The organism is Infirmifilum lucidum, from assembly GCF_014876775.1.
In the GTDB taxonomy this organism is placed as follows: Archaea; Thermoproteota; Thermoprotei; order Thermofilales; family Thermofilaceae; genus Thermofilum; species Thermofilum lucidum.
The window spans coordinates 262,082-287,319 of the sequence record NZ_CP062310.1 but is presented as its reverse complement, the minus strand read 5'-3'; the positions used below and the strand labels follow the sequence as shown (position 1 = coordinate 287,319).

General features: G+C 54.3%; 25 protein-coding genes and 1 pseudogene. 20 read left to right on the top strand and 6 right to left on the bottom strand.

Annotated features, from left to right (window positions below):
• Nucleotides 1-11: 11 nt before the first annotated feature.
• The 5 genes from IG193_RS01590 (at nucleotide 12) to mntA (ending at nucleotide 5,558) form a co-directional block, all read left to right on the top strand.
• On the top strand, nucleotides 12-1,382 hold the full coding sequence (locus IG193_RS01590; RefSeq protein WP_192819154.1) for an ABC transporter substrate-binding protein: 1,371 nt from the start codon (nucleotides 12-14) through the stop codon (nucleotides 1,380-1,382).
• Between the two features lie 50 nt (nucleotides 1,383-1,432).
• Nucleotides 1,433-2,290, top strand: a complete 858-nt coding sequence (locus IG193_RS01585; protein WP_192819153.1) for a carbohydrate ABC transporter permease — start codon at nucleotides 1,433-1,435, stop codon at nucleotides 2,288-2,290.
• Between the two features lie 2 nt (nucleotides 2,291-2,292).
• The gene (locus IG193_RS01580) at nucleotides 2,293-3,168 is read left to right on the top strand and encodes a carbohydrate ABC transporter permease (RefSeq protein ID WP_192819152.1); all 876 of its coding nucleotides are present in this window, start codon (nucleotides 2,293-2,295) and stop codon (nucleotides 3,166-3,168) included.
• 7 nt (nucleotides 3,169-3,175) lie between these two features.
• Nucleotides 3,176-4,651, top strand: a complete 1,476-nt coding sequence (locus IG193_RS01575) for a gluconokinase (protein ID WP_192819151.1) — start codon at nucleotides 3,176-3,178, stop codon at nucleotides 4,649-4,651.
• Nucleotides 4,652-4,754: 103 nt separating this feature from the next.
• On the top strand, nucleotides 4,755-5,558 hold the full coding sequence (gene mntA, locus IG193_RS01570) for a type VII toxin-antitoxin system MntA family adenylyltransferase antitoxin (protein WP_192819150.1): 804 nt from the start codon (nucleotides 4,755-4,757) through the stop codon (nucleotides 5,556-5,558).
• Between the two features lie 26 nt (nucleotides 5,559-5,584).
• On the opposite strand, the gene IG193_RS01565 is transcribed toward mntA, so the two are convergent.
• Nucleotides 5,585-5,734 carry a hypothetical protein gene (locus IG193_RS01565; protein ID WP_192819149.1) on the bottom strand — a complete coding sequence of 50 codons (150 nt, stop codon included), beginning with the start codon at nucleotides 5,732-5,734 and terminating at the stop codon, nucleotides 5,585-5,587.
• Between the two features lie 64 nt (nucleotides 5,735-5,798).
• On the opposite strand from IG193_RS01565, the gene IG193_RS01560 reads away from it, so the two are divergent.
• Genes IG193_RS01560 through IG193_RS01550 form a run of 3 tightly spaced genes read left to right on the top strand, consistent with a single transcriptional unit; the run spans nucleotide 5,799 to nucleotide 8,918 of the window.
• Nucleotides 5,799-7,148: an ABC transporter substrate-binding protein gene (locus IG193_RS01560; protein WP_192819148.1), complete on the top strand. Its 1,350-nt coding sequence runs from the start codon at nucleotides 5,799-5,801 to the stop codon at nucleotides 7,146-7,148.
• 49 nt (nucleotides 7,149-7,197) lie between these two features.
• Nucleotides 7,198-8,079: a carbohydrate ABC transporter permease gene (locus tag IG193_RS01555; RefSeq protein ID WP_192819147.1), complete on the top strand. Its 882-nt coding sequence runs from the start codon at nucleotides 7,198-7,200 to the stop codon at nucleotides 8,077-8,079.
• Nucleotides 8,079-8,918, top strand: a complete 840-nt coding sequence (locus IG193_RS01550) for a carbohydrate ABC transporter permease (RefSeq protein ID WP_192819146.1) — start codon at nucleotides 8,079-8,081, stop codon at nucleotides 8,916-8,918. Before IG193_RS01555 ends, IG193_RS01550 begins: the two co-directional genes overlap by 1 nt.
• A gap of 1 nt (nucleotide 8,919) precedes the next feature.
• Here IG193_RS01550 and IG193_RS01545 read toward each other — a convergent pair whose 3' ends face one another.
• Nucleotides 8,920-9,966 (bottom strand): TrmB family transcriptional regulator, encoded by a 1,047-nt coding sequence (locus tag IG193_RS01545; protein WP_192819145.1) that lies wholly within the window; start codon nucleotides 9,964-9,966, stop codon nucleotides 8,920-8,922.
• Nucleotides 9,967-10,036: 70 nt separating this feature from the next.
• Between IG193_RS01545 and IG193_RS01540 the strand changes: the two genes are divergently transcribed.
• Nucleotides 10,037-11,269 carry a glycosyltransferase gene (locus IG193_RS01540; protein ID WP_192819144.1) on the top strand — a complete coding sequence of 411 codons (1,233 nt, stop codon included), beginning with the start codon at nucleotides 10,037-10,039 and terminating at the stop codon, nucleotides 11,267-11,269.
• Between the two features lie 140 nt (nucleotides 11,270-11,409).
• Here the strand turns inward: IG193_RS01540 and IG193_RS09265 are convergent.
• Nucleotides 11,410-12,477 (bottom strand): annotated as a pseudogene (locus IG193_RS09265) (RNA-guided endonuclease TnpB family protein); the annotation flags it as partial.
• Nucleotides 12,478-12,615: 138 nt separating this feature from the next.
• Between IG193_RS09265 and IG193_RS01535 the strand changes: the two are divergent.
• Genes IG193_RS01535 through nrfD form a run of 3 tightly spaced genes read left to right on the top strand, consistent with a single transcriptional unit; the run spans nucleotide 12,616 to nucleotide 16,492 of the window.
• Nucleotides 12,616-15,057: a molybdopterin-dependent oxidoreductase gene (locus IG193_RS01535; RefSeq protein WP_192819143.1), complete on the top strand. Its 2,442-nt coding sequence runs from the start codon at nucleotides 12,616-12,618 to the stop codon at nucleotides 15,055-15,057.
• Nucleotides 15,054-15,617, top strand: coding sequence for a 4Fe-4S dicluster domain-containing protein (locus IG193_RS01530; protein ID WP_192819142.1), 564 nt, complete (start codon nucleotides 15,054-15,056; stop codon nucleotides 15,615-15,617). The genes IG193_RS01535 and IG193_RS01530 overlap by 4 nt, the downstream gene beginning before the upstream one ends.
• Complete coding sequence (nrfD, locus tag IG193_RS01525; RefSeq protein ID WP_192819141.1) at nucleotides 15,614-16,492, top strand: NrfD/PsrC family molybdoenzyme membrane anchor subunit; 879 nt, start codon at nucleotides 15,614-15,616, stop codon at nucleotides 16,490-16,492. The genes IG193_RS01530 and nrfD overlap by 4 nt, the downstream gene beginning before the upstream one ends.
• 128 nt (nucleotides 16,493-16,620) lie before the next feature.
• Here the strand turns inward: nrfD and IG193_RS01520 are convergent, their stop codons facing one another.
• Both IG193_RS01520 and IG193_RS01515 read right to left on the bottom strand, forming a co-directional pair.
• Entirely contained in the window at nucleotides 16,621-17,028 is a 408-nt protein-coding gene (locus IG193_RS01520; protein WP_192819140.1) for an aspartyl protease family protein, read from the bottom strand.
• Between the two features lie 155 nt (nucleotides 17,029-17,183).
• A complete protein-coding gene (locus IG193_RS01515; RefSeq protein WP_192819139.1) occupies nucleotides 17,184-17,642 on the bottom strand; it encodes an 8-oxo-dGTP diphosphatase in 459 nt (152 codons plus the stop codon).
• A 92-nt stretch (nucleotides 17,643-17,734) separates the two neighbouring features.
• Between IG193_RS01515 and IG193_RS01510 the strand changes: the two genes are divergently transcribed.
• The 5 genes from IG193_RS01510 to IG193_RS01490 are packed head-to-tail and all read left to right on the top strand — an operon-like array spanning nucleotide 17,735 to nucleotide 21,073.
• Nucleotides 17,735-18,421: an orotidine 5'-phosphate decarboxylase gene (locus IG193_RS01510; protein WP_192819138.1), complete on the top strand. Its 687-nt coding sequence runs from the start codon at nucleotides 17,735-17,737 to the stop codon at nucleotides 18,419-18,421.
• Nucleotides 18,411-18,947 (top strand): orotate phosphoribosyltransferase, encoded by a 537-nt coding sequence (gene pyrE, locus IG193_RS01505; protein ID WP_192819137.1) that lies wholly within the window; start codon nucleotides 18,411-18,413, stop codon nucleotides 18,945-18,947. The genes IG193_RS01510 and pyrE overlap by 11 nt, the downstream gene beginning before the upstream one ends.
• A complete protein-coding gene (gene pyrB, locus IG193_RS01500) occupies nucleotides 18,934-19,851 on the top strand; it encodes an aspartate carbamoyltransferase (protein WP_218042158.1) in 918 nt (305 codons plus the stop codon). Before pyrE ends, pyrB begins: the two co-directional genes overlap by 14 nt.
• A gap of 5 nt (nucleotides 19,852-19,856) precedes the next feature.
• A complete protein-coding gene (gene pyrI / locus IG193_RS01495; RefSeq protein ID WP_192819135.1) occupies nucleotides 19,857-20,327 on the top strand; it encodes an aspartate carbamoyltransferase regulatory subunit in 471 nt (156 codons plus the stop codon).
• Complete coding sequence (locus IG193_RS01490) at nucleotides 20,327-21,073, top strand: dihydroorotate dehydrogenase electron transfer subunit (RefSeq protein WP_192819134.1); 747 nt, start codon at nucleotides 20,327-20,329, stop codon at nucleotides 21,071-21,073. The genes pyrI and IG193_RS01490 overlap by 1 nt, the downstream gene beginning before the upstream one ends.
• 25 nt (nucleotides 21,074-21,098) lie before the next feature.
• On the opposite strand, the gene IG193_RS01485 is transcribed toward IG193_RS01490, so the two are convergent.
• Nucleotides 21,099-21,458 carry a hypothetical protein gene (locus IG193_RS01485; RefSeq protein ID WP_192819133.1) on the bottom strand — a complete coding sequence of 120 codons (360 nt, stop codon included), beginning with the start codon at nucleotides 21,456-21,458 and terminating at the stop codon, nucleotides 21,099-21,101.
• 93 nt (nucleotides 21,459-21,551) lie between these two features.
• Here IG193_RS01485 and IG193_RS01480 point away from each other — a divergent pair, with 93 nt between their 5' ends.
• The 3 genes from IG193_RS01480 to IG193_RS01470 all read left to right on the top strand — a co-directional run bounded on the left by IG193_RS01480 (nucleotide 21,552) and on the right by IG193_RS01470 (nucleotide 25,207).
• Complete coding sequence (locus IG193_RS01480; protein WP_192819132.1) at nucleotides 21,552-22,262, top strand: glycerophosphodiester phosphodiesterase; 711 nt, start codon at nucleotides 21,552-21,554, stop codon at nucleotides 22,260-22,262.
• Nucleotides 22,263-22,284: 22 nt separating this feature from the next.
• Entirely contained in the window at nucleotides 22,285-24,249 is a 1,965-nt protein-coding gene (locus tag IG193_RS01475; protein ID WP_192819131.1) for a transglutaminase-like domain-containing protein, read from the top strand.
• Nucleotides 24,250-24,394: 145 nt separating this feature from the next.
• On the top strand, nucleotides 24,395-25,207 hold the full coding sequence (locus tag IG193_RS01470) for a 4-vinyl reductase (RefSeq protein WP_192819130.1): 813 nt from the start codon (nucleotides 24,395-24,397) through the stop codon (nucleotides 25,205-25,207).
• Nucleotides 25,208-25,238 lie beyond the last annotated feature (31 nt).

Below are 25,238 nucleotides of genomic sequence, written 5' to 3'. Positions count from 1 at the left end.
GATTAAGTTGTATGAGTGAGCAAAAAGGTAAGCAGAAGAGTAGGGTGATCCTAGCCGTCGCGATCATAGCATTACTAGCGGTAGTAGGCCTAGCTGTGCTTTTCTTCGTCAAACCAGCACCAACCCCAGCAGAGAAGCCTAAACTCGTAATCTGGGGGAGAGCAACATTCGTCCCCCCACAAATGTACTGGGTTGAAAAGAAAGTAAGGGAATGGGCGGCTAAGAATAATGTTGATGTAGAGATAACATGGCTAGCAGTAGCCGACATAGGTAAGAAACTAATTGCCGCTGTTGAAGCCGGGAATCCACCAGATATCGTGATAAACGGGCACCCTGTCGCAATATTTGCCGAGCGTGGCCTTCTGCTACCAATCGACGATATTGTAAAGAATCTCAACGAGAGCGACATCTACGAAGTCAAGTTAAAACAGTGTTCATGGGAAGGACACTACTACTGTATCCCCACGATGTTTGAAGCAACATGGCTACACGTTAGATGGGACATCGTAGAGAAGGCTGGTGCACAGGACTTGTTCCCCCTGAAAACACTAGACGACTTATATGTTGCCGCTAAGAAGCTACATATGGTTGAGCCCGGCGTGTATGGGATAGGATTACCACTCGGACTAAATGGGTATGACACGTGGTGGACTTTCCAGCACTTTTGGGGTGGCTACGGAGGTGGGATGTTGACAAGCAGGTCTGTTAACGGGGTTATAATGGACAAGGAGCCGTACAGGAGTGCTCTTAAGAGGGCCTTTGAGATAGAGAGGAAAATTTGGACAGAGGGGCTTACACCGCCTGACAGCGACCAGTGGGTTGATGTCTCTAACAACAAAGCCTACATCGAGGGGAAGATAGCTATGGCTATAAACCCTGCTAGTATCTACTACGCTCTAATGACCCAGAACCCAAAGCTAGCTGCAGTCACAAAACTCTTCCTATTACCAGTTTCGGTTGACTGTGGGGATGAGAGCGTATTTATATTCAAGACAACAAAATACCCAGAGCTTGCAAAAGACCTCGTCTACTACCTATTCGCCGACAAAGATGACTACAGGCGAGGTTTCGTAGAAGCCTCAGCGCTCTATGCGCTCCCAATTTTCAAGAGTCAAATGGCTGTAATTTCAAGAGACTGGAAAGCAGGCAAATACCTCGCATTCGGTGAAGACCCGGCCAAAGCAATAGAGAAAGTCAAATTCATGGAGACAGCAGCATTCCCGCTTGGCGAAAGAACAACAGTCAGTGAAACCTTCCGTGAAGGCTTCATTTGGAACGAAATGATTCAGAGAGCGGTCGTCAAAGGAGAGAACTACGACACAGTAATAGACTTCTACGCTCAAAAACTACGAGAGGAGGTAAAGAGAGTATATGGCGGATAAATTAAGTTTAAAATTTTGATTTTTTTATACTTTTTCCTGGTGTTCCTGTTATGAAAAGAAGGCTTAAGGACTCTATGTACCGGTGGTTCTACGTGCTTCCCACAGTAGTTCTAGTATTCTTCATCTTCATCGTACCAATAATCTACGAAGTGTGGCTCAGTTTCCAGGCTAAACCTGTTGGCGGCGAACCAGTATTTGCTGGGCTTTATAACTACCAGAGGCTTCTCTCCTCCGAAACTTTCTACAAGACAGTAGCTAACACGATAATATACTCGTTTTCCTCTGTATTCGTAAAAGCATTGATCGGACTTGGCGCAGCTCTCCTCTTAAACGAGAAGTTCTGGGGGAGGGGCTTCTTGAGAGGTTTTTCTATTCTCCCCTGGGCATTTCCATCTTTTGTTTGCGCAGTTCTCTTCTGGTTTAACTACGATTACAGAGGTACATTTAATACACTCCTGAAAGCCCTCGGTTTACAACCCGTACACTGGCTGAGCTACAACAACGCGATGTTGTCAGTGGTTATACTCAATATATGGCATGGCTGGCCTTTCTTCTTCATGGGGTATTTGGCAGGACTACAGGCGATACCTGTTGACCTCTACGAGGCAGCGGACATCGATGGCGCTACAGCACTTCAGAAGTTCAGGCATATAACTCTCCCCATGCTAAAACCTGTTATACTTACTGTGGTTCTCTTATCCCTAATGTGGACTATGGGCGAATTCACCCAGATATACATGACAACGGGCGGAGGCCCTATCGATGCAACTCTCACTATACCAATCCAGACATACAAGATAGCCTTCCAGACAGAAGTTAACATGCCGCTAGCAGCAGCGTATAGTATCCTAGTTCTGCCCATCTACCTTGCCTTGATATACTTCACGTTGAGACAGATGGGGGAGTAGCTATGCCTACGAGACAAAACCTCTACAAGCGGATAGTTATAGTGTTCGGAAGTACACTACTCCTACTATGGATAATAGTCCCCTCCTTCTGGGCGTTCAAGACAAGCCTCTCCCCACATGAGGAAGCCTGGAAACCCCTTCCATCCCGCATGACACTAGACCACTATATTAGCCTCTTTAGCCCTACATATGAAGCTATACTGAGGGGGCAGGGACTGAGAGCTACTATTCCAGACCCCATGATAATATATATCAGTAACAGCTTTATAGTCTCTCTTGTAGCATCAATACTTGGCGTATTTTTCGGCTCTCTGGCAGGGTATAGTCTGGCTAGATTCAACTACCCCGGTAAGAGGTTTGTAGTGTGGCTTGTTCTCTTCGCCTACGTGTTCCCGGTCTTCACGCTCATGGTGCCTATAACTCTCATTATCAGGGCGATAGGATTGTACAATAGCCTGATAGGGTTGGCTTTAGTTCACTTAGCCTATACTCTTCCCTACTCTACACTGATGATGAGAAGCTACTTCTATGGAATACCTGTAAGCCTTGAGGAGGCAGCCCTTATAGACGGTTGTACCAGATTCGAAGCTCTATGGAGGATTGTAGTACCTGTTGCGGTACCCGGTTTTGTAACGGCTTTTATCTTCTCGTTTACACTGTCTTGGAATGACCTCCTCTTCGCACTAATTCTCCTAAATACAAGCAAATACTATACGCTGCCCATCGCGACAACATTCTTCCTTTTCGGCGGAGAAATAGTAGACCCTGGAGGGCTTGCGGCAACAGCCATTTTCGCCGGGATTGTTCCGGCAGTGATCTACATGTTCGTTCAAAAGTACGTCGTTGTAGGGCTAATCAAAGGAGCTGTAAAAATGTGAAAAGAGGATGAGTGAGCTTCTTTTAGCAGTTGACATCGGAACTACTAACCTAAAAGCTGCACTTTTTCGAGTAGAGGATGGAAGAATAATTGATAGCTTCTCGCAGAAGATACCTATGTATACAGGTGGAGGCATCGCAGAACAAGACGCCGAGGAGATATACAGGATATACGAGAAGACGGTAACGTATTTCGCCAAGAAAGAACAGTCAAAAAGGATACGTTCAATCTTCCTGTCGTCCCAGATGCATGCCTTTGGAATCCTATCAAGGGAAGGTAAACCCACTACGAGGCTACTAACATATTTTGATACACGTAGCAAGGAGTCTCTACCCCTAATAAACAAGATTAGATACGAGCTCTACAGGGAAACAGGATGCCCCCCTCTACACGTCTATCCACTTGCAAAAATCCTGCTAGCACGCAGTAAAGGTTGGCTAAAACCGAGAGACAAGATTATGCTCTCAGCCAAAGACTATATTATACTGAAGACTGTGGGGGCTCACCTTCTCGACTTCTCTACAGCTTCAGGCTCTCAGCTCCTGGATATTCACAATTTAAAGTGGAGCTCGCTAGCTCTGGAACTTGGAGGAGTAGATGAGAACCAATTACCCGAGCTACTGGAGGGCGCCGAAAAACCTCTGAATGTAAGCTTAGAGTTCGCTAGGGCAACGGGCTTGTCGGAGGACGTCGAACTATATGCTGGAGTCTCAGACGCCTCGGCAAATCAACTGGGTGTCGGGGCGACTAGGAGTGACACGCTAGCGATAAACCTAGGGACAAGCGCTGCTGTGCGCTTCCTAGTCGACAAGCCCGTCCTCGACGACGAGAAAATGCGGTTTTTTCTGTACTATGCTGGAATGGGAAAATACCTGGTAGGAGGCGCTGTGAACAATGGAGGTATAGTCGTGGAATGGTATATAAAGAGCTTAGGACGGGCAGAGATAGAATACTCTAAGCTCGCTGGCGTCGACATATACACAATAGTAGACTCTATAGCCTCGAAATCGCCTCCGGGCTCTAACGGCTTAGTAGCCCTACCCTTCCTGCTCGGAGGGGAGAGGTTCCCCATAAGAAACCCTGAGGCCAAGGGTCTCCTCTACGGCCTTCAATTCCGCCACACGAGGAGCGACGTGCTGAGAGCACTAATGGAGGGGGTGGTATTCACGCTGAGAATGATATACGATGCCCTTTCAGAGCACGGGTTGAGAGCAAGTACTATAAAGGTCGGGGGTAACGGGTCTAGTCTTAAAACCTGGCGGCAAATAATAGCGGACGTCTTCCAAGTACCTGTCCACAGGGCAGAATTCGTGGAGTCAACGCTACTAGGATCTCTCATTCATTACTCCACAGCTAGGAGGGTACAAGTTAGCCTCAACATACGCGAGGACATAACTTACCCAAATGAAGACAGCAGAGAAGTCTACAGGGAAACATACCTGCACTTCCGCAAGTTGATGGAGTTATTTTACCCGATAAGCTAGACTTTCCCTCTAACTCCCTAAGAGGTAGTAGAGGATCGACGGTTCAGGCGAACTAAACTAGAATAGCGTAAAAATTAATTCTCAAGCCAGCCTAATTTGCTCTGTGGAGATTAGAGCCCCCGTCTCCAGGGCCGTAGACGCCCTGAGAAAGGCAGGCGAGCTAGCGGGCAGGGCCTCGCTCGATGCTTACGGGGAGGCGTCACTACGGTGGTTCCTGTACGAGGCCCACCAAGACCCGCTCGACGCCATGGCGGCGCTCATATCGGAGCTGGGGATCAAGAAGCCGCCCTCGTACGCGGGGATGGGCCAGGTACTCGCAGAGAATAGTCTCGTGAGCCCCGGGGACGCCGAGCTCATCGCCGAGATGGCCAGGAACAGGAACAGGCTCGCTCACACATATAGGCTCCTAGATCTCGCCGAGCTTAGGGAGGTCTACTCGCGGGCACGGGACTACATCCCGCGTCTCGCGGAAGTTCTCCTGCGCACCAGCGAGGAGAGGGGCGTGGATCCGCCACAGCTACCGGGGGGCCTCTTGGCTCTGCTGAGAAGCCTCGGAGTCAAAGCCCTCCTGCTCTTCGGGTCGAGGGCGAGAGGCGACTACACTGAGGAAAGCGACTACGATGTAGCCGTCCTCGCAGAGAGGCAACTGAGCCTGAGGGAGCTTGACGCAATAGCCAGTGAGCTCTCGCGGCTCTGGAACGGCGCAGAAGTCGACGTTGTAGACCTGAGCAAGGCTTCCAACGAGCTCCTCTACAAAGCCTTGAGAGACGCCGTCCCGCTATACGTTGAAGATGAGCGCTGGTTCAAGGCCTGGGCCGCGCGCGAGTACTCCAGGGTGCTGGACGAGGAGGATCTAATGGACGTCTACTACAGGAGGCTCCGGCTCAGCCTGCACGTGAGAACTTGAACTGCACCTGCAGTCAATGTGAGAATCTAGAGCTCGTTTGGATACTTGCAACGTGTCGGCGAAGACCCCGAGTACTTTATAGTGGGGCTGAACATTCGCCCGCAGAAACTGGAGTAGTAGTGACTAGCTTCTGCTCCCAGTAGGGGGGACGCATTGACGAATCTAGCAGGCCGCAAACTACTACTTATTTGTGGTAGTAACAGAAACATATAAATATATCCGTTATAGCTTAAAATATTGATGAGCCAGCAGGAGAAAAGGTTAACAACGATAGCACTCGCACTAGCAGTAATATCACTCCTTCTCGGCGGGTACGCACTAGTAGTTCTACAATCTCTGTCCTCCTCGGTCTCAGACCTCCAGGCGACAGTCTCCCAGCTTAAAACCTCCATCGACCAGTTAACAGCACGTGTAAGCAAGCTTGAGGGGGCAGCTGCGGCACCACCGCCGGCATCACCCGTTAAGCTTGTGGTTATCGGCCCGTGGGCTGGCAAGGAGGCGGATTACTTCCAGGCTGTGATAAACGCTTACAAGAAGACGCACCCAAACGTCGAGATAGAGTACAGGACTATGAGGGCTGAGGACGTCGCCGCGGTGATGCCGGTTCAGTTTGCCGCAGGCATAGCTCCTGGCGACGTTATCTTCGGCTGGGCTTGGTGGATTGTCAAGATGGGCAAGGAGGGTCACATAGTGGACGTCAGTGGCTTGATAAACGAGAACGACTATATCCCGGGGATTGTTGACCAGGTTAAGGATGGTAACAAGATCTACGGCGTCCCCTTCACGATGTGGCTCAAGCCCGGGTTCTGGTACAGGAAGTCCTTCTTCCAGAAGTACGGGCTAAGCGAGCCCAAGAGCTATGATGAGTTCGTCAGCCTGCTCGAAAAGATAAAGGGTATCCCCGGCGTGAAGAACCCGATTGCGACGGGAGACGGCGTAGGCTGGCCTATGAGCGACGTCACGGAGCACTTCCTGATAGCATACGGCGGCCCGCAGCTACAGCTAGACCTCATAAGCGGGAAGGTGAGGTTTACAGACCCCAGGGTTAGGGACATATTCGCAAACAAGCTTGTCCCGCTAATCTCCAAGAGGTACTTCAGCGAGCCAATAGAGTGGACAACCGCTGTGACCAAGTGGTGGGCTGGAGAATACGGTATCTACTTCATGGGAACCTGGATTACGGGAATGGTCGACGATCCGAAAGACCTTGACTTCTTCCCGTTGCCCGAGGCAAGAGGCGTTGTGGGCGGGGCTGACTACGCCTTCGTGCCGAAATACTCTAGGAACCCGGACGCAGCCCTCGACTTCCTCAAGTTCCTCGCAACAGAAGGCCAGGTAGTCCACGCAAGTGTCCCCTCGGGCAAGATACCTACGTGGAAGAAGGCCTCGGTTGAAGCCCTGTGGCCCCCGATGCAGTCGGTCTATAGGAAGATAGCCGGGAAGGGTATGAGTATACTGCCCGACCTCGATGACTCTGTAGGAGGGGACTGGCAGAAGCTCTTCTGGGACCAGCTAAAGCTCCTCTGGGTCAACCCCGGCGCGCTAGACAGTGTCCTCAAGACCTTAGAAGCCTCCCAGCCCAGGCCCTAAGAGAGACTTTAAATCATTATTTTTTCTCTATATCTTTTAGGTGTTAATTATGAGGGGGCTGGAATTTTTAGTCTTCCTGCTACTGCCCCTAGCCGTTCTAGGGGTCTGGGTGGTCTACCCCATCCTGGCAACAGTAGTCCTCAGCTTCACTACATCTTCAGGCTTCTCGCTGGGCAGCCACATCGCCGTTGTCACCGAGAGATCCCCGCTTAAGGCACTTATCTACCCCGAGCCCGGCCCCTACCCTCCGTGGGGTGCACTGATCCACAATGCCCTCTGGATAGCTATCGGGCTCCCACTAGTCGTGTTCCTCGGGGTTGTCCTCGCCTACCTCCTGCGGGAAGCCTACGGGAGCGGCGCTGTCAGGAGCGTAATATTCCTCGGCATGGTTCTACCTGGGGTTGTGAGTGGGCTGACGATAAGGTTTATGTTCGACGCAGATATAGGCATATTCCCTAAGCTGTTCTCCCTACTGGGCATACAGGAGTTGGCGAAGACATGGACGATATACCCTCAGACTGCACTCCTAGCCCTAATCCTGGGCTCGGTCTGGCTCTGGCTGGGCTTTAGCGTGACGATATTCTCCGCAGGGCTGGACGCTATTCCTAAGAGCACTATTGAGGCCGCTATTATTGACGGCGCGTCGCCTGTCCAGATATTCTTCAAGGTGATCCTACCCCAGCTCAAGCCCGTAACGCTAGTTGTAACCCTAATGACGATTATGTGGATTCTCAAAATATTCGATATTGTCTACGTGGCTACAGGCGGGGGGCCAGGCGGCTCCTCCACAGTCCTAGCACTCATAATGTACACCTACTTCGCCAGCGCCCTAGAGTATCACAAAGCAGCTGCTGTTGCGACTATTCTCGCCCTCCTCACCCTCATACCTGCTGGTCTCTACATCAAGAGCGTACTCGCAGGTGAAAAGTAGTGAGGAGAACAGTCTCCGCCAGGAGGGTGCTAGTCTCGACGGCACTCCTAGTATTCGCGGCCCTGTGGGCTCTCCCGTTCATAGGGCTCGTCGTAACATCGCTAAAGCCGTACTCTGAGGTCATTCTTCACGGGTGGTGGAGCATGGGAGGCACGTACAGCCTCAAGAATTACATCGAGGCACTGCAAAGCCCCTTCTACAACCTCATGGCAGGCTTCAGGAATTCTTTCATAGTGGCTACAGCCAGCACCTTCATACCCGTACTCCTGGCCTCGCTACTCGCGTACTCGCTCTCATACCTCGACTTCAAGGGGAAGACTACCCTCTTCGTGTCAATACTCTTCATGATGTCAGTCCCCCAGCAGATGGTCGTAATCCCACTCTACATGTTGTACGCGAAGATAGGCCTGCTCGACAAGCTACTCGGGCTAATACTACTGCACTCCGCCTGGGGTGTTCCGTGGATAACGTTCTTCATGAGAAACTACCTCAAGATGATTCCCAGTAGCCTCGTAGAGTCTGCGCGCGTAGACGGTGCATCCGAGACGACAATCCTCATGAGGATACTAATCCCAGTCATAACGCCTGCAGTTATAGCAGCCTCAGCTATACAGTTCACGTGGGTGTGGGGAGACTTCTTCTACGCGATGGTATTCCTGGCCTCGCCCGACAACTGGGTCATAACACAGCGTATAGCACTCCTGAAAGGCGAGTACCACATCGACTGGGGCCTACTCAGCGCGGGAGCAATCCTAGCCTTAATTCCGCCGCTAGTAATCTACACGGCCTTCAGGAAGTACTACGTCAGAGGCTTTGCGGGCTGGGCTCTTAAAGGGTGATCTACTCCACCCTCTGCTGCGGGGTTACTCTGAAAACCCTGCCCTCAAAGTCCTCGAGCGTCGCGCCACGCCCCCCAACACTAACTCTAGCACTGTCTTTCTCGACGATGAAGGATATCTGCACGCCATTACTGTTTTCAATCAATTCAATAATAGAGCCATCAAGAGTCCCTGCAGAGCCATCCCTCCGGCTGAAACCCTCGACCCACAGCGTAACACTATATGACGCTTCCATACACTTCTTCACAAAGCCTGCTGCAAGCCAGATATCTGTGAAGTATATTCCTCTCCCCGGGGTAGGCTGGAAGCCCTTCACTGTACTACTCACCCTCCAGATAGAGTGGTAGTATAAGTCCGAGAGCATCCTGAGTAGGCTCTCTTCAGTTATCTCCAGCGTGTAGGATTTCTCCAGTAGGAAGGCCCTCGACGAGTCTACGATGACTAGGGGTATTACTGGAACCTTCCTCACCCTAACTTCTACGTTGGGCAACCCCCGCCAGTGCTCGACGAAGCCGGCAGAGGCCGTATCGTACAACGCGACGGCTAGGGAAACACTATTATTACTGTCCAGAAGCCTGGAAAAACCGTCGTAGAAAGCGTTAATTGTCCCCACGTCGAGCCCGGCTAGAACCTCGTACCTCGCGCCCTCGACAGCTCTCCTTACACGCGATATGGCCTCCTCGCGGCTCTTGATGACCCAGACGTCGGGCGGCTCTACGGTGAAACTCCTCCCCTCTATTCTCTTCAACTCCTCGTAGATCTGGGACTTGAAAGCCGTCAACTCCCCTATCTTGGCGTTTACAATCCTCTCGATCGAGGAGAACGGGTCAGACACCCTGAACTGCTTCGGCTTCCCGAGCTTGACGTCGACGAGGCCCATGGCGTTGAGAGACTCTAGAATACTGTAGACGCGGGGCTGGGGAACACCAGTCATTGCCGAAATCTCGCTCGCTGTCCTCGGCACTCCATCTAGGAGAGCCACGAAGACCCTGGCCTCGTACGGCTTGAGGCCCACCTGCCTTAGGAGCCTGTAGACTCTCTCAGCCACACTCTCATAAGAACCTAAAGAAATAAAAATATATTTACTGAGTAACTACCACTGAAAAGTGGTAGTAAAAATGAGAGCTCAGCCAAAGTACTCGAGGAGAGTGGAGGACTACCGCGAGATAATCGGTGACAAGGCTTACAACGAGTTGATACAGATCGCCTCTAAGCTCGAGGGGAAGAGGCTGGTACACGTAAACTCGACGAGCTACGGTGGAGGCGTGGCAGAAATACTGCACAGCGTGGTTCCCCTGATGAGATCCCTGGGCATCGACGCGGAGTGGCAGGTGCTGGAGGCGGAGCAGGACTTCTTCCAGGTTACGAAGAAGATACACAACGCTCTCCAGGGTAACAGAAAACTCGAGCTAACGGAGGAGGAGCGCAGGAAATACCTAGAGTGGAACCGGTACAACGCGGAGATACTAGATCTCGACGCAGACATAGTGCTGATTCACGACCCCCAGCCCATGGCTATACCCTTCTACGCTAGGAAGAGGGGGAGAGTGTGGGTCTGGAGGTGCCACATAGACCTCTCGTCGCCGAACGAGAAGGTCTACAAATTCGTGTCCCAATTCCTGCCGCTATATAACGGCGTCATCGTCCACAGCGAGGAGTACGTGAAGCCGGAGTTTGAGAACCGCGTCCTGATATCTCCCCCGAGCATCGACCCCTTAAGCGATAAAAACAAGCCCCTGGAACCCAAGCTTGTAGAGAGCATAGCCGGGAAGTTCGGCGTCGACCCAGCGAAGCCTGTGCTCGCAAAGGTTGCAAGGTTCGACCCCTGGAAGGATGTCTTCTCGGCAGTCGACGTCTATAGGATTGTTGCCAAGAGATACCCCGAGGCGCAACTACTCCTGATCTCCTCGATGGCCCGCGACGACCCAGAGGGCACGGTCTTCTACAGGAAGGTTGTGGAGTACGTGGCCGGCGACAGAAACGTGTTCATACTCACGGACGAACAAGGCGTACACGACATAGAGGTAAACGCCTTCCAGAGGATAACAACCGTAGGACTACACACAGCGGTGAAGGAAGGCTTCGGCCTCGCGGTCACAGAGTTCCTGTGGAAGAACGTCCCAGTAGTCGCGAGACCAGTAGGAGGAGTGAAGAAGCAAGTAATTGAGAACGTGACAGGGCTCACGGGCTGGAGCCCTGAAGAGCTGAGCGAGAAAGTACTACACCTCCTGAGGAACCCTGAGGATAGAGCGAGACTGGGGAGGGCAGGCAGAGAACACGTCCTCGAGAACTTCGTCATCACGCGCCACACACAAAGGTACTTAAGCTTCACGTACAGTTTACTCAGCTGAACATCTTTTATTCTGACGTCCTCCCCGCCCGAGGAACCCTCGCCCTTCAGGGCGGGGAGGTTCCCTCCCTCGGTCGGGGCTTCATCCGTCAATGGGAGGGCAGTCGGGGCCGTCAGAAGTCCCCCCATCTGTATATTTAGGGCGGCTATCAGATCCCTATCGGCGGCGAGGCCGCATTTTGGACAACGCAGTGTCCTATATCCGGCTTCGGCCAACTTGAAGCCGTCCACCGGGCACCTCGACGAAGTGCCCTTTGGGGGCACATATTCGACTGGTACGCCCCTCTTCCTCGCTTGGTGGGTTATCCAGAACTGTATTTTGCGGTAGGCCATAAACGTATACCTCAGCCTCCAGTCCTTTGAAACCTCTTGAGCGCGATTGTTTAAACCGTTTAAATCCTCCATCTTAATCCTCGCCCTCCTCTCAAGGGCGTACTCGGCGACGGCTTTGCCTATTTTGCGGACGGCGTCGGTCAGAATATTGCGGGAGCGCTTGTGAAGCCCGCGTATTCTCGCCAATATTCTGCGCCTCCTCTTCCAACTCCGGCCGTGCCTCCGCTGTAGGGCTTCAGCATGGCGGCGGACGCGCACCGCGTCCTCAATGCGCGTCTCCAAGCGTATTGAGTCCTCCATGGACGCGGCCGCGACGACCTCTCTGTAATTGATATCTACGCCGACGACGTCTTTCGCCTCGATTGTAGGTATGATCTTCGCCTTGGGGACGTGGAGGAATACGCCGTTTTCTCTAACTACCAGGACGGCGTCTTTCGTCTCCCAATCCGCATACTGCGATTCGTGGCGGGGCCTTCCGATAATTAATATATCGCCTACGCCGGCTATATGCACGACATCCCCCTTTAGCCAGTAGCTGTATTTATGCGCCAGCCACACGGCCCTCCGCCTTATCGCGGGGAATTCGCCTCTGCGCGGGTTCTTCGCCCAGCTTTTGTACACCGCGATGGCGTGGCGGTAGCAGTCCTGCGCCATCTTGGAGGGCAGGCCGTACCTCTCCCTAAGCGCGTTGTAGACGCCTCTATGGACTTCCGACAGCTTAGTCGTCTTTTGTTCCTTAATCCAGTATAGTACATACCTCAGCCCCTGCACGTATCTGTCGGCCAAGGCCAAGAGGGCGGGCTCGGGGGAGACCTTGTAGACCAAGGTGGCGAGGGTCTCCGATCCCTCACTTGCCCGCCTCTTGGCCTTGGCCATTCCCCGCCCCCATCTCGAAGTGGGGGACGGTATTTAAGCTTGCCGGCATCCCCGCCCTAAAGGGCGAGGCTTTCAGTTGTAAATATCGAGTCTTAGACATAATGATATATAAATATTGATAGAGTTATGTTTTTTGACATGTCAGAAATTACAAGGAGAGATGCTATAAAGCTTGGAGCCCTCCTGGCTGCTGCCTCTGCCGTAAAGTGGCCTGTAAGCCTCGTAGTTAAGCCGCCGGAGCAGGAGCAAAGCCTAGCTGTAGAGGAGAAAGTTCCTGTGATGTGCAACATGTGCGGGGCTGGCTGTGGGCTCTACTTTGTCAGGAAGGGCAAGGTGATGTACTTCGAGCCTAACCTCGAGCACCCCCAGCCCGGCTTGTGCGCCAGAGCCGCGTCCTCCATACAGCTGTGGAACCACCCGCTCAGGCTTAAAAAGCCCCTAAAACGCGTAGGCGAGAGGGGCGAGGCAAAGTTCCAGGAAGTCGACTGGGAGACCGCGCTAAACGAGATTTCCCAGAAGCTGAGGGATATAGTCGCGAAGTACGGGCCGGAGAGCGTCGTCTTCACGTATCACGACTTCTACGCCTGGCACATGCCGCTAATAGCCTTCACCCTCGGCACGCCAAACTACGTTCAACACGCTTCTTGTTGCCACAATGCCTCGACTTATGCTAGAGGACTAGTCCTGGGGGCGGGCGGCCCCCCAACCGCCGACCCCGACTACGAGAATGCCCGCTACATAGTTTTCGTCGGCAGGGTTCTCAACGCGGCTATGGGGATGGTTCAGAGGCTCCAGAAAGCCCGGGAGAGGGGTGTAAAGCTGGTCTTCGTCGATCCCAGGATGGGCAACGCCGCGATGTCGGAGGCCGAGTGGATCCCGATAATACCGGGTACTGATGCTGCGTTCCTCCTCTCGATGGTACACGTCATAATCCAGGAGAAGCTCTACGACGAAGCGTGGGTTAAGAAGTACACGAACGCGTGCTTCCTGATAAAACAGGACGGGACACCCGTAACAGGGAAAGACGTCGGAAAGGACACGACAGACTACGTGGTGTACGACCTCGACGCCAAGGACTTCGTCAGCTACAAGGCCGCCAAGAACCCGGCTCTCGAGTGGGAGGGTGACGCGCCTAACGTCGGGAGGGTTAGGACTGCATTCCTCCTACTCAGGGACAGAGCCGCGCTGTACCCGCCGGAGGAAGCCGAGAAGATAACGGGAGTCCCAGCCGACACTATCAGGAGGATAGCGAGAGAGTTCGCCACGAGCAGGGGTGTTGTAGAGGACGGCTGGTGGACTTCGAAGAACGCGAACGACTCGGACGCCTTCAGAGCCGCCTTGATCCTCAACGCGCTAGTAGGCAGTATAGACACGCGGGGAGGCCTCTACGTACAGCTTGGGGCAAAGTTCCCGGCTTCCGCTACAGCTGCGCCAGACAAGGTCACCACAATAACAGGCGGAACCCTGCCCCCGATCAAGGCTAAGAGGATAGACACTCTGAAGTACCCGGCTGTGCCGCACGTGTTCGACGCTGTACTCGACGCTGTAATTACGGGCCAGCCGTACCCCGTGAAGGCCCTCATCATCGTCGGCACAGAGCCCTTCACCCGCGACGTCAACACTCAGAAGCTCGTCGAGACCCTGAAGAAGCTCGAGCTCGTCGTGGTAATAGACGTTGTCCCAAACGACAGTGTAGACTGGGCTGACTACGTACTCCCCGACAACGTATACCTCGAGAGGGAGGAGCTTGCGACCGTAAAGTGGACGCCCCACGCAGCCGTCCAGCTGTCCCACAAGGTTCTAGACCCTCCGCCCGGCGTCGACGCGAGGAACGGCTTCTGGATCATGATGGAGATAGTGAGGCGCACCGTCCCGGACAGAGCGGCGGCAGTAGGCTACACGGAGAAATACGCAGACTACCACAAGTTCGAGGAGTTCGAGACGCTTGTCAAGAGGAAGGTTCTCGAGAGCCTGTCCAAGGCGTGGAACGTCCCAGTCGAAGAGATCGAGAAAGCGCTGGAGGAGAAGGGCTTCTACGTCCTCAAGTACTGGATCCCCAGGGCTGGGCCCGGCGCGCTCAAAACTCCAAGCGGGCTCGTAGAGATATACAGCCTCAAGGCCCTTGACTACAAGGACGACCCACTGCCTAAGTGGAAGCCGCCACCGTACAAGAAGCCGGCAGCCCCCAACGAGTTCTACCTGGTGAACGGCAGGGATCAGTTCGTCACGGCTCACGCTGTCTGGACCAAGAACATAATCTTCCTCGTAGACAGGAGGGTCTGGATGAACCCCAGGGACGCCGAGAGGCTCGGCATAAAGGACGGTGACCTAGTCGAGCTCGAGGGCCTGGACAACGGCTTCAAGCAGAGGGCTAGAGTGAAGGTGACGAACAGGGTGCGCGAGGGCGTCCTCTTCGTCTACAATAGGGCTGGTGGCAGGACTTCTAGGCTCATAGCGGGAGAGTACGAGGTCATGAGAGAGGGCATCAACCCCAACAAATTCACGCTCAGCTGGCTCGAGCCCCTAAACGGCTCGACGGGCCTAAACTCGACTGTTAGGGTCACGAGGGTGGGAGCATGAGGCTGGCACACCTCTGGGATCAGTCGAAGTGTATCGGTTGCGGGGCCTGCATTGCCGCCTGCAACGCCGCCAACTACGCCTCCAGCACCAAGGAGAACAGGACTTGGGGCTGGATAAGGAGCAACATCAAGAGGATAACTTTCGACCTCAACGCGAAGCCGTACCTGCTACTAGTCCAGTGCCAGCACTGCGACAATGCCCCATGTGTCGCTGTGTGCCCGACGGGTGCGAGCTACAAGGACAAGGACGGGCTGGTAAAAATAAACCCGTCTCTCTGCATCGGGTGCAAGTACTGCATGACTGCGTGCCCCTACGGCGCTAGATGGCTCGACGAAGACACGGGACTGCCCGCCAAGTGCATGGGCGAAGAGTGCCTGAGCAGGATCTCCGGCGGCTTGGAGCCCATGTGTGTAACCGTGTGCCCCGCCGGCGCCAGGGCGTTCGGCGACATAGACGACCCCAAGAGCGAGATAAGCCAGAAGCTCAGGAAGGGCCGCGTGGTGAAGTTGCTCGAGTATAAGGGTACTCAGCCCAAGTACTTCGTGGTGGTGGGACCATGAGCTTCCAGGAGGTTTGGAGCCCATTCCTGATAGGATCCTTCCTGTGGTTCGCAGGGATCGCCGGGATGGGTAGCGTAGCGTACGCGCTCCTACGGCTCTACAGGGTCGAGGAGAAGCTGAGAGAGCTATCGCTAGTCCTCTTCGCGAGCATAGTACTGGCGCTGGTCTTCGTAGTCGCGGACCTCTCCAGGCCTCTTAACATGCCGCTAGCAATTCTGGGCTCTCTAGCCAGCGGAGTCTTCATAGCGAAACTAGCCGTGTCCTGGATGACGCTTGGTATAAGCCTCCTGTCAATCCTCCTAGTCCTCACGCTAGCCCTGGCCCTGAGGCACACCGCGGTGCCGGCTCTATCCAAGTTTACGGACAACAAGTACTTCCTGGCCCTCCTCGCCCTAGTAGGGTTGCTAGTAACGCTGTACAGTGGGTTCCTCATCTCCTCGGCCCCAGGAGTCCCGTTCTGGAACACCGCTCTCATCCCAGTCCTGTGGCTCATAAGCGCCTCTATCTGCGCAATAGCCGTGCTCAAGATACTCGTGCACGAGGAGAAGCTGTCACGCATCCTCACGACTTCGAGTCTGGCCCTCGACGCGGCAGAACTCATAGCCATAGCGGCGCTACTCAACGTTGCCCTCTACTCAGGTAGCATTGCCGCTAAGATCAGCGCTAGGGCACTCCTGGCTGGCGAGCTGGCCGCGCCGTTCTGGGCTGGAGTAGTCGTGCTTGGCGTCCTAGCACCCCTAGTGCTGGGCTTCATGTTGCTCAAGAAGGAGGACAGGCGCCTCGCACTCGCAGCGGCAGTACTTGCCCTCATTGGCGCCCTCGTACTGAGAATACTTGTGATCCAGGCAGGAGTGTTCGAAGTAGTGGGTCTCTAAAATCTTTATACTTCTTTACCTCCAAAAATTTACTACTTCTTTACCCTCCTGCCCTCCTCCGAGTAGCAATGACATTATGGGAGCCGCGTATCTGATGTTGCACTCTTCGGGTGGCCGTTGGGTTTTCTCTAAGAGCAATGAAGGTTCCTAGAGCCGAACAAAGTGTTTTCAGTTATAAACATGGCCAAGCCATATGGTCTTGTGTACTCTACCCTTCCTGTAACGGGGTCGACTTTTATCCCCAACCCCTCCATAGCCGTCACACCAAGTACTGGCTCAGGGACATCCATTATGGCTACCGGCAGTACACCCTCCCTCTCACCCACCTTTATGTACGCATAGGACAGCTGAGCCTCCACCACCCGCTTGTCTGCTAACAAGAGTTCAGCCCTTGCCATTGGTTTTATACTTAAACTCTCAGCTAGCTCTGAAGGTAATACAGTATAGTATGCCCCTGTGTCAGCTAGAAATACTACCTCTTCAACTCTAGTCCTATCGGGAGAACCTACTAGAACCTTCACCCTAACATATCCCACTACGCTCCCCAGCTCTCAAGACGCTAACCATGAAATAAAAGTATAGCTGGAGAGACCGCTCAAGGCCTAAAAACTGGATCATAAACCACCAAGCATAACTCCAAGCCGTGGTCTTCGGGGTAGCAGGTCTCTACTACTTCTAAAAACACTCTTTCCTACCCTATTTTCAATCTAAACCTTAGCAGTTTTGAGTAGTTTTCATCGAAGTAGAAGTGGCCCTCCACGGTGTAGCCTGCAAGGACGTGGGGGAGCCAGTGCCTGTCGTCCTCCCACATTTCATCGAAGGGTATGGACTTGAGAGGCACCCAGACCGGATCCGCCTCCACAGTGCTCAGAGGCCTCCCCTCGAACGAGTAGGCCCGGAACACGTACACTACCCAGTCGGGTTCGCTGCCCGAGGAGTAGAAGTAGAGCAAGCCGGCGCTATCGGTACTCATAATACTGAGACCAACCTCCTCGAGTACTTCGCGCCCCGCCGCATCCTCTGGAGTTTCGCCGGGCTCCACCTTTCCTCCGATGCCGTTCACCTTGCCCGCGCCGAAGCCGCTCTTCTTCCTGATTAGGAGCACTTTCCCGTCGTGGACTATGAAAGTGAGAGTGGCTAGGGTGGGCATCCGCAGTAACTACAAGCGTACCCTTATAAAGCCTCGCTAGCCGGTCTGAGGGATAGGTTTATTAGCCCTCTAGGAGTTGTAGTTGCGGGCGTTTGCCCGAGAAGCTGGAACACATAAGTAAGCTGAAGGGCTCGTGGGTTATCCTGGCGCTCGACTACGCTAGGGGTAACAGCCCCCTAGCCTACTGGAGCGAGCTACTGCACAGGACTACTGGCCTCGTAGCCGGGGTGAAGGTGGGCCTCCCAGCACTTCTGAGAGCGGGGCCTACAGGTATCTCTGAACTCGTCCAGAGCTTCGGCGATGAGCTCTACTTCCTAGCGGACTTTAAACTGGCGGACATCGGCGACGTCGTGCTCGAGGAGCTCTCCATCTTAGAGGAGATGGGCTTCGACGGGGCAATAGTCCACCTCTTTCCACGCTGCCTGGACAGGCTACCGCTGAACGCCCTAGACGTCTACGGGCTAGTCTCGATGACCTGCCCTAGAAGCCTGGTCGACGAGCACATGGGGGAGTTGCTGGACTACGCATCCACGCTGCGCCTGAAGGGCCTAGTAGTGGCGGCAACTAAGCCAGATGCTATCCGGAGGGCCCGGGAGAGGTTTAGACACGCCGTGATACTCTCGCCTGGAGTCGGAGTCCAGGGAGCGCCCCCAGCCTCGGCCCTCTCTGCCGGGGCAGACTACGAGATAGTTGGAAGGTCTGTCGTCCTATCTGAAGACCCTGTGCGGGAGCTTACGAGAATAGTGGAGGCCCAGAGGGCGGTGAAGCATGAGGGTTGAGGAGCTGCTCTGGAGCATCGGCGCCGTGCAGAGAGGAGTCTTCAAGCTTTCCTCGGGGAGGATCAGCAACGTCTACATAGACTTGAGGAAACTGCCCTCCCACCCGCGGGAGTTCAAACTAGTGGTGGACGCGCTGTCGCGCGAGGCCCTAAACTACAGTTTCAACATCGTCTGCGGCATTGCGGTCGGAGGGCTGCCGCTAGCAACGGGCGTGGCCTTAGCCCTCTCGAAGCCCCTCATATATGTCAGGAGAGACAGGAAGGATCACGGCACGATGAAGCAGCTTGAGGGGGACTTTGAGCCAGGTGCCAAGGCCATTCTCGTCGACGACGTTGCCACGACAGGAGGCTCCCTACTCGAGGCCTTGAAGGTTCTGAGGTCTAGCGGCCTGATCGCTGATACTGCGCTAGTTGTGGTCGACAGGGAGGAGGGGGCACGCGAGGCGCTGGAGGCCGAGGGAGTCAGACTCGTGGGCCTCACTACCCTGAAGAGGGTGCTTGAGGTGGGAGCAAGTGTTCAAGGGTAGGGACGTCCTCTCAATACTCGACTTCACTCGCGAGGAACTCGAAGAGCTCTTCTCGGAGACCGACAGGATGCTCTCAGACCCGGCGAGGTACAGGGGGGAGCTCTCCGGCTACATACTTGCAACGGCCTTTTTCGAGCCGAGCACGAGGACGAGGCTTAGCTTCCAGACCGCCATGCTGAGGCTCGGAGGCTCCTACATTGACTTAGGGGAGCTCGAGAGGAGCTCGGTTGCAAAGGGCGAGAACTTCGCGGACACTATAAGGATGCTCGACTCGTACGCCGACGTCATAGTCGTGCGCCACAGGCTGGAGGGGGCGGCGAGGTACGCGGCTGAGATAGCCGAAGCCCCCGTGGTAAATGCTGGCGACGGCAGGAAGCACCACCCAACCCAGGCCATGCTCGACTTGTACACTGTGAGGAGTGCCAAAGGCAGGATTGACGGGCTCACCTACGGGGTTCTCGGGGATCTGAGGTTCGGCCGGGCTGCTGCCAGCTTCATCCTCGCCCTCTCGGTATACAGGCCGAGGAAAGTGTACCTCATCTCGCCCCAGCTGCTTAGAGCTAGGCAGGAGGTTCTAGAAGCTCTAGAGAGGGCTGGCGTGAGCTACGAGGAGGTGAGCGACCTCGATAGCGTGCTGCCGGAGCTCGATGTCCTCTACGTAACCAGGATCCAGAAGGAACGCTTCCCCGACCCCGCCGAGTACGAGAAAGTCAGGGGCAGCTACGTGGTTACGGCTAGAGCTCTAGCAACGGCGAAGGAGGATCTCATCGTCATGCACCCGTTGCCAAGGGTGGACGAGATAGCCCCTGACGTGGACTCCACTAAGCGTGCCTACTACTTCAAGCAGGCTGAGCTGGGCGTGTGGGTGAGGATGGCCCTCCTGAGGCTGATCCTTAAGGGGTGATAGTCGTGGAAGACAGGCTGATAGTTAGGAAGATCAAGGACGGGACTGTGATAGACCACATCCCTGCCGGTAGAGCCCTCGACGTCTTGAAGATACTCGGGATATCCGGGAAGGAGGGGATGACGGTGGCGTTAGTCATGAACGTGGAGAGCAGGAAGCTGGGCAGGAAGGACATAGTGAAAATCGAAAATAGGTTCCTGAAGCCAGAAGAGGTTGACAAGATAGCCCTCATCGCGCCCACGGCAACGATAAACATAGTCCGGGACTACGAGGTCGTGGAGAAGAGGAGGGTAGTAGTCCCGGACGAGATCGTAGGCATACTCAAGTGCGTTAACCCCCTCTGCATCTCAAACTCTCCGCGGGAGCCCGTCGTGCCCAGGATAGCCGTAGTCTCCCGCCAGCCCCTGAAGCTGAGGTGTACTTACTGCGACGAGGAGTTCGGCGAGGAGGCGCTGTCTCAACTGGTGTCCCAGTAGTGCACCTTAGGGCACTCGTAGTAGAGTCGGAGAGAGTCGGGAGCACAACGCTCTTGACACTCTCCGTCGAGCTCTCCGACCCAGAGCCGGGCCAGTTTGTAATGCTGTGGGTTCCAGGCGTCGGCGAGATACCGCTCAGCGTCGCAGACTACAGCGACGGGAACCTGCTCCTGGCCGTGACGAGGAAGGGCAGGGTAACCAGCTACATCTATAACGAGGTGAGGAAGGGGGGTAAGCTCTACGTGAGGGGACCTTACGGCAGGCCGTTTACGAGACCCCCACCGGGATCCAGGGCTTTGCTTGTCGGGGGCGGGAGCGGTGTAGCGCCGCTAAACTTCCTCGCCCGGAAAATTAGAGAGGCGGGGGCCTCCTGTACGGCTGTCTTAGGCTACAGGACGGCTGAGGAAGTATTCCTTGCAGGCTCCTTTTCACGTAACTGCCACACTATTGTCTCAACAGATGATGGAAGCCTAGGCGTGAGAGGGCTCGCTACGGACGTTGCATCTCAACTGCTGTCGTCGAACGTCTTCGAGAGGATTTACGCATGCGGTCCCGAACCCTTAATCGAGAAAATGCTTTTCCTGTCTACTGAGAAGGGCCTGTACTTTGAAGCTTCGATGGAGAGGTACATGAGGTGTGCTGTAGGCGTGTGCGGCTCGTGTGTCCTAGAGCCCGTCGGGCTACGTGTGTGCAGGGACGGGCCAGTCTTCAGCGGTGAAGTGCTCAAGAAAGTTTTTCACAGGTAATAAAAAATTAAAAAAAAAGGCTTCTTTACTGGGCTTCGTCTTCGAATTCGATCGTGCCGGTTCCGTATCCCTTGACAGACACCTCTACGCTAACTTTATGCTTGCCCTTAGAATAGGGGCCTTTAATGCGGAACTCGAGCTCTGTTCCAACTGGAACCTCCAAGGGCGATGATGGCGACGGCTGGCCAGTATAGGGTTGCCCGTTCACTAGGATTGTTAAGTCCTCAGATTTAACGGGGCTACCGTCCACTTGTACCTTTATGGGTGCGTCGACCTGTGCTGTTATGAGCGTGTTTTTAACCTTGAAGGACAGTTCTTCGCCTGTGGCCCTCATGCTCCCCTTCACGTATAACCGCCTGAGAAGAGCCTTAGGTATGTATCCCATCTTCTATCACTCTTGCTACTAGGCAGTCTAATTTAAATTTTTTAGTTATTTCAGGCAAGGTTTTTATCAGAGGGTTAGGCTTTCCCAGCACATATGGGCGAACTTGGGAGAAAGTTCATACTGACTGGCCACAGAGGCGCGAAAGCCCTAGCCCCCGAGAACACTCTCCCCGGCTTCTTCAAAGCACTGGAGTGCGGTGCAACAGGCATAGAATTCGACGTGCGCGCAACTGCAGACGGTGTACCAGTGATAGTGCACGACGACGAGCTCGAGAGAGTTGCCGGGGTCAACTTGAGAGTTAGCGAAGCGAATTACAAAGAGCTGTCGAAAGTCAGAGTGCACGGCAGGGCCCGGATCCCAACACTCAGAGAAGTTCTTGCCATGGCTAAAGGAAGGCTGTACGTCGACATCGAGGTGAAGGTTCCAGGAGTAGAGGAGGAGGTCGTAGAAGCCCTCCACGAGCTAGAAATGGTCGATGAAGCAATTATAACGTCCTTTCTGCCAGCGCCCCTAGAGAAGATCAAGAAGCTCGATCCAAGGGTATATGTAGGGATACTCTTAGAAGATTGGGACGAAGAGTACCTCGAGATAGCGAGGAAACTAGAGGCTGTAGCTATACTCCCAGCACACGACATTCTAACCCATGAGATCGCCGAGAGGATCAAAGCAGAGGGCTACAGCATAATCACCTGGACTGTGAACAGCCTGGAAGAGGCAGAGAAACTGTTCAGAATGGGTGTAGACGGCATCATCACAGACGACCCCTGTGCTCTACGGCCTGTTACCCGGAGAGAAAGGTTATAGTCTCGCATGCCCAAGATCTAGCGTGGCTAGCTCTAAACTGCTCGTAGTTTCTCTCCTGTACTTGCTTCTAGCCGGCCCGCTCGTAGCATTAGTAGCTACGAGCAGCCCTGGAGTCTCAAGCGTTGAAGTACGGGAAGTCACTCTGGGAGTCCTGAAGGACGGCAGTTTCTACCCGCGCCCAGACAGAACGTTTAGAGTGGGCGAAGTTCTAGCCGTAGAGGCAAAAGTCGTAGTCTCTGGGAGCCCGGGCACGCGGTACCAGCTAGACCTAGGCCTCCAGGTTCTAGACCCTCTGGGGGCTGTCCTCGTGGATAGAGCCTCGAGTAAACAGTCTAGGCTCGTCGGGGGCTACGAAGAGTGGGTTTTCACGTTTGCGTTCAACGTAACACCCGACATGATCACAGGGTACTACACGCTGGAAGTCTCGGCGTATGCGGGAGGCGTTCAGAGCCTGAGGAAACTCGACTTCTTCATAGAAGCTTACGCCTCCAGGAGGAACATGTACGAGGTTGTATACAGCGTCGAGCTCACGGGTAACGGTAGAATCGAGGAACTCTACCTCTCCCTGCCTGCCAACACCTCTACAACAGCTGTAGTAGCTGGGCCGCTGATAACTCCAGCCCCTCTCTCCTACTACCGCGACGCCTTTGGGAACATCTACGCAGTCTACAAGGGTTTAGAGGTCGGTTCTAGGCCTCTCAAGATCGCTGTGAAGTTCGCTGTGGTAGAGACAGCTAGGCATGTGACCGAAGACGCCCCGATGAGCTCTCTGGCAAACCTGCCTGAGGCGCTGAAAGTATTCCTCAAGCCGGAGAAGTACATTGAATCAAACTCGCCTGAGATCAGAGCGCTGGCGAGCAAACTGACTTCCGGCTCGCAGACAGTGCTGGAGGCAGTGAAAAAGATAGCAGACTACACCTCTACTACTATAGCATACAACCCTGCTCTAGGCACAATCTCCGCCTCCTGGGAGCTAGGGGCACTATGGACGCTGCACTCGAGGCAGGGAGTGTGTCTACAGTACGCGAGGCTCTTCGTAGCCCTTGCTAGAGCCTCTGGCATCCCGGCTAGAGTTGCCGGAGGCCTCCTCGCGACACCCCCGAGTGCCGAGGGGAGAGAGTACCTACACGCCTGGGCTGAGGTATACATCCCGGGCTACGGCTGGCTCCCAGTGGAGCCCCAGAGACCCGGCTTTAGGGTTGGTGTAGACCCTCCAGGCCCCGGCTACATACGCCTCGTCGCGGGCTTAGGCGAGGGATTTGAGAGTAGGCCCGTAGTCTTCGTCTACTACAAGTATACAGGTTCTGTCGAGGCAAGGCAGAGCTACTCGTACAAGCAAACCCCGCTTGAAAGCATTACAGGTAGAGTACCACTGAGGCTCCGGTACAAGCCTCTAGCCTACTTCCAGGACAACGTCGCGATAACTGTAGACACTCAACCCGGTACAGTATGCGAAGTCATAGTTTTGAGGCCCGATAAAGTCCAGTACACGCTCACTCTAAGGTGCCCCTGCACCCTCGAGTTAAAAGCAAATAAGACGGGCGTGTGGGTCGTCGAGTTTTTCGCTTCCAACCCGAACTCTATCCCCAGCTACGCGAGAATAAACTTCACAGTAGCCCCCAGGCCTCTAAGCCTCGAGATAGAGCCACGCGAGGTACTCCTGTTCGAGAACGCGACAATACGCGTGAAGACTAGCCCCCCGGCACCCGGAGTAAACATAACAGTCGACTACGAGGACTGCCTCACGAGGAGAACATTCACCCTCCAGACACGCGAGGACGGCGTAGCTAGCTTCCACGTAACCCCTCTCTTTTTATGCAAGATAAGGATACTCGCAGAGGCATCGTCGGAGGGCTACGAGCACGCCAGGGCAGCACTCGAGATAACTCCACAAGTCCCAGCCGAGGCAACCACGGCTACTGTTCTCCTCGTAGTAGCCCTTGTAGTCTCCTTTTCGCTACGGCGTAGAGCAAAGAAGAGCTTGTGAGAAAAACATATTCGCGGGTTCTTTGAGTAAAACGGGGGATGACGATCAACCGGAGGGCTTACGGAGACGTGAAGAGTGCGGCCGTATCTGACCCATGTATTTTGGAACAAAATTTATAAGAGAAAAGGCAACAAAGTACAAATGTATGCTCTCTCGCTTCAAAGGGCTCATGTCATACGAGCTTGGGCGTATCTTCATTCTCCCCTCAACCTCTACCTACATGTTCCGGATAGTATACAGTGAGGAAGCATTGCTTGCCAGGGGAGTTTTAATAGAGTGCCTAGAGTGCTTCTCTAGGAATAACGTCCCCATACTGACACTCCACGTATCCTGGAATGAAGAAACGCGTGAACTCTGGGCTTTCGTCGTTGCAGATGTACCCGACTCTTCTACTGCCAGGAGGGTAACGGACTGTCTAAGCAGAGTTAACATGGTGAGGAGAGCTGAGTTCGCGCCGCCCATAAGCAACGGGGTAAGCGCTGACCCCTGGGGCTACCCTCCACTACTGGGAGGTCAAAGGTCTGTCATCATGCGCGGAGAGGTTTTAAGCAAGTTCCTCCTGGCAGGATGGTCCCAGCTCGGGACGGGGTTCGGCTCTATACTCTACTACACGTTCTTCGAGGCCGGCGCGAGTGCTTACAGGGACTTCTACTCGAAGCTCCTGAAGAGGAGGGAGGACATTGCCGTGCTTGCTGCCAGGGCTTTCACTCTGATGGGCTACGGTGTACTGGAGATCCTCGAGTGGAGCGACGAGAAGTTCGTGGCTAGAGTTCACGACAATGTCGAGTGCAAGGCTCTAGCAGGCATTGAGGAGGCCGAGAGCATGATGATTAGAGGGATGCTGGCAGGGTTCGTTGCCGCGAGCTGGGGTGTTGGCATGAGGGACGTTCTCCCCTCGGAGACGAAGTGCGTAAAGAGGGGAGACCCCTACTGCGAGTTCGTAATTACTAGGCGGTAGTGATAGCTTTATCTACAACCACAGCCTCTAT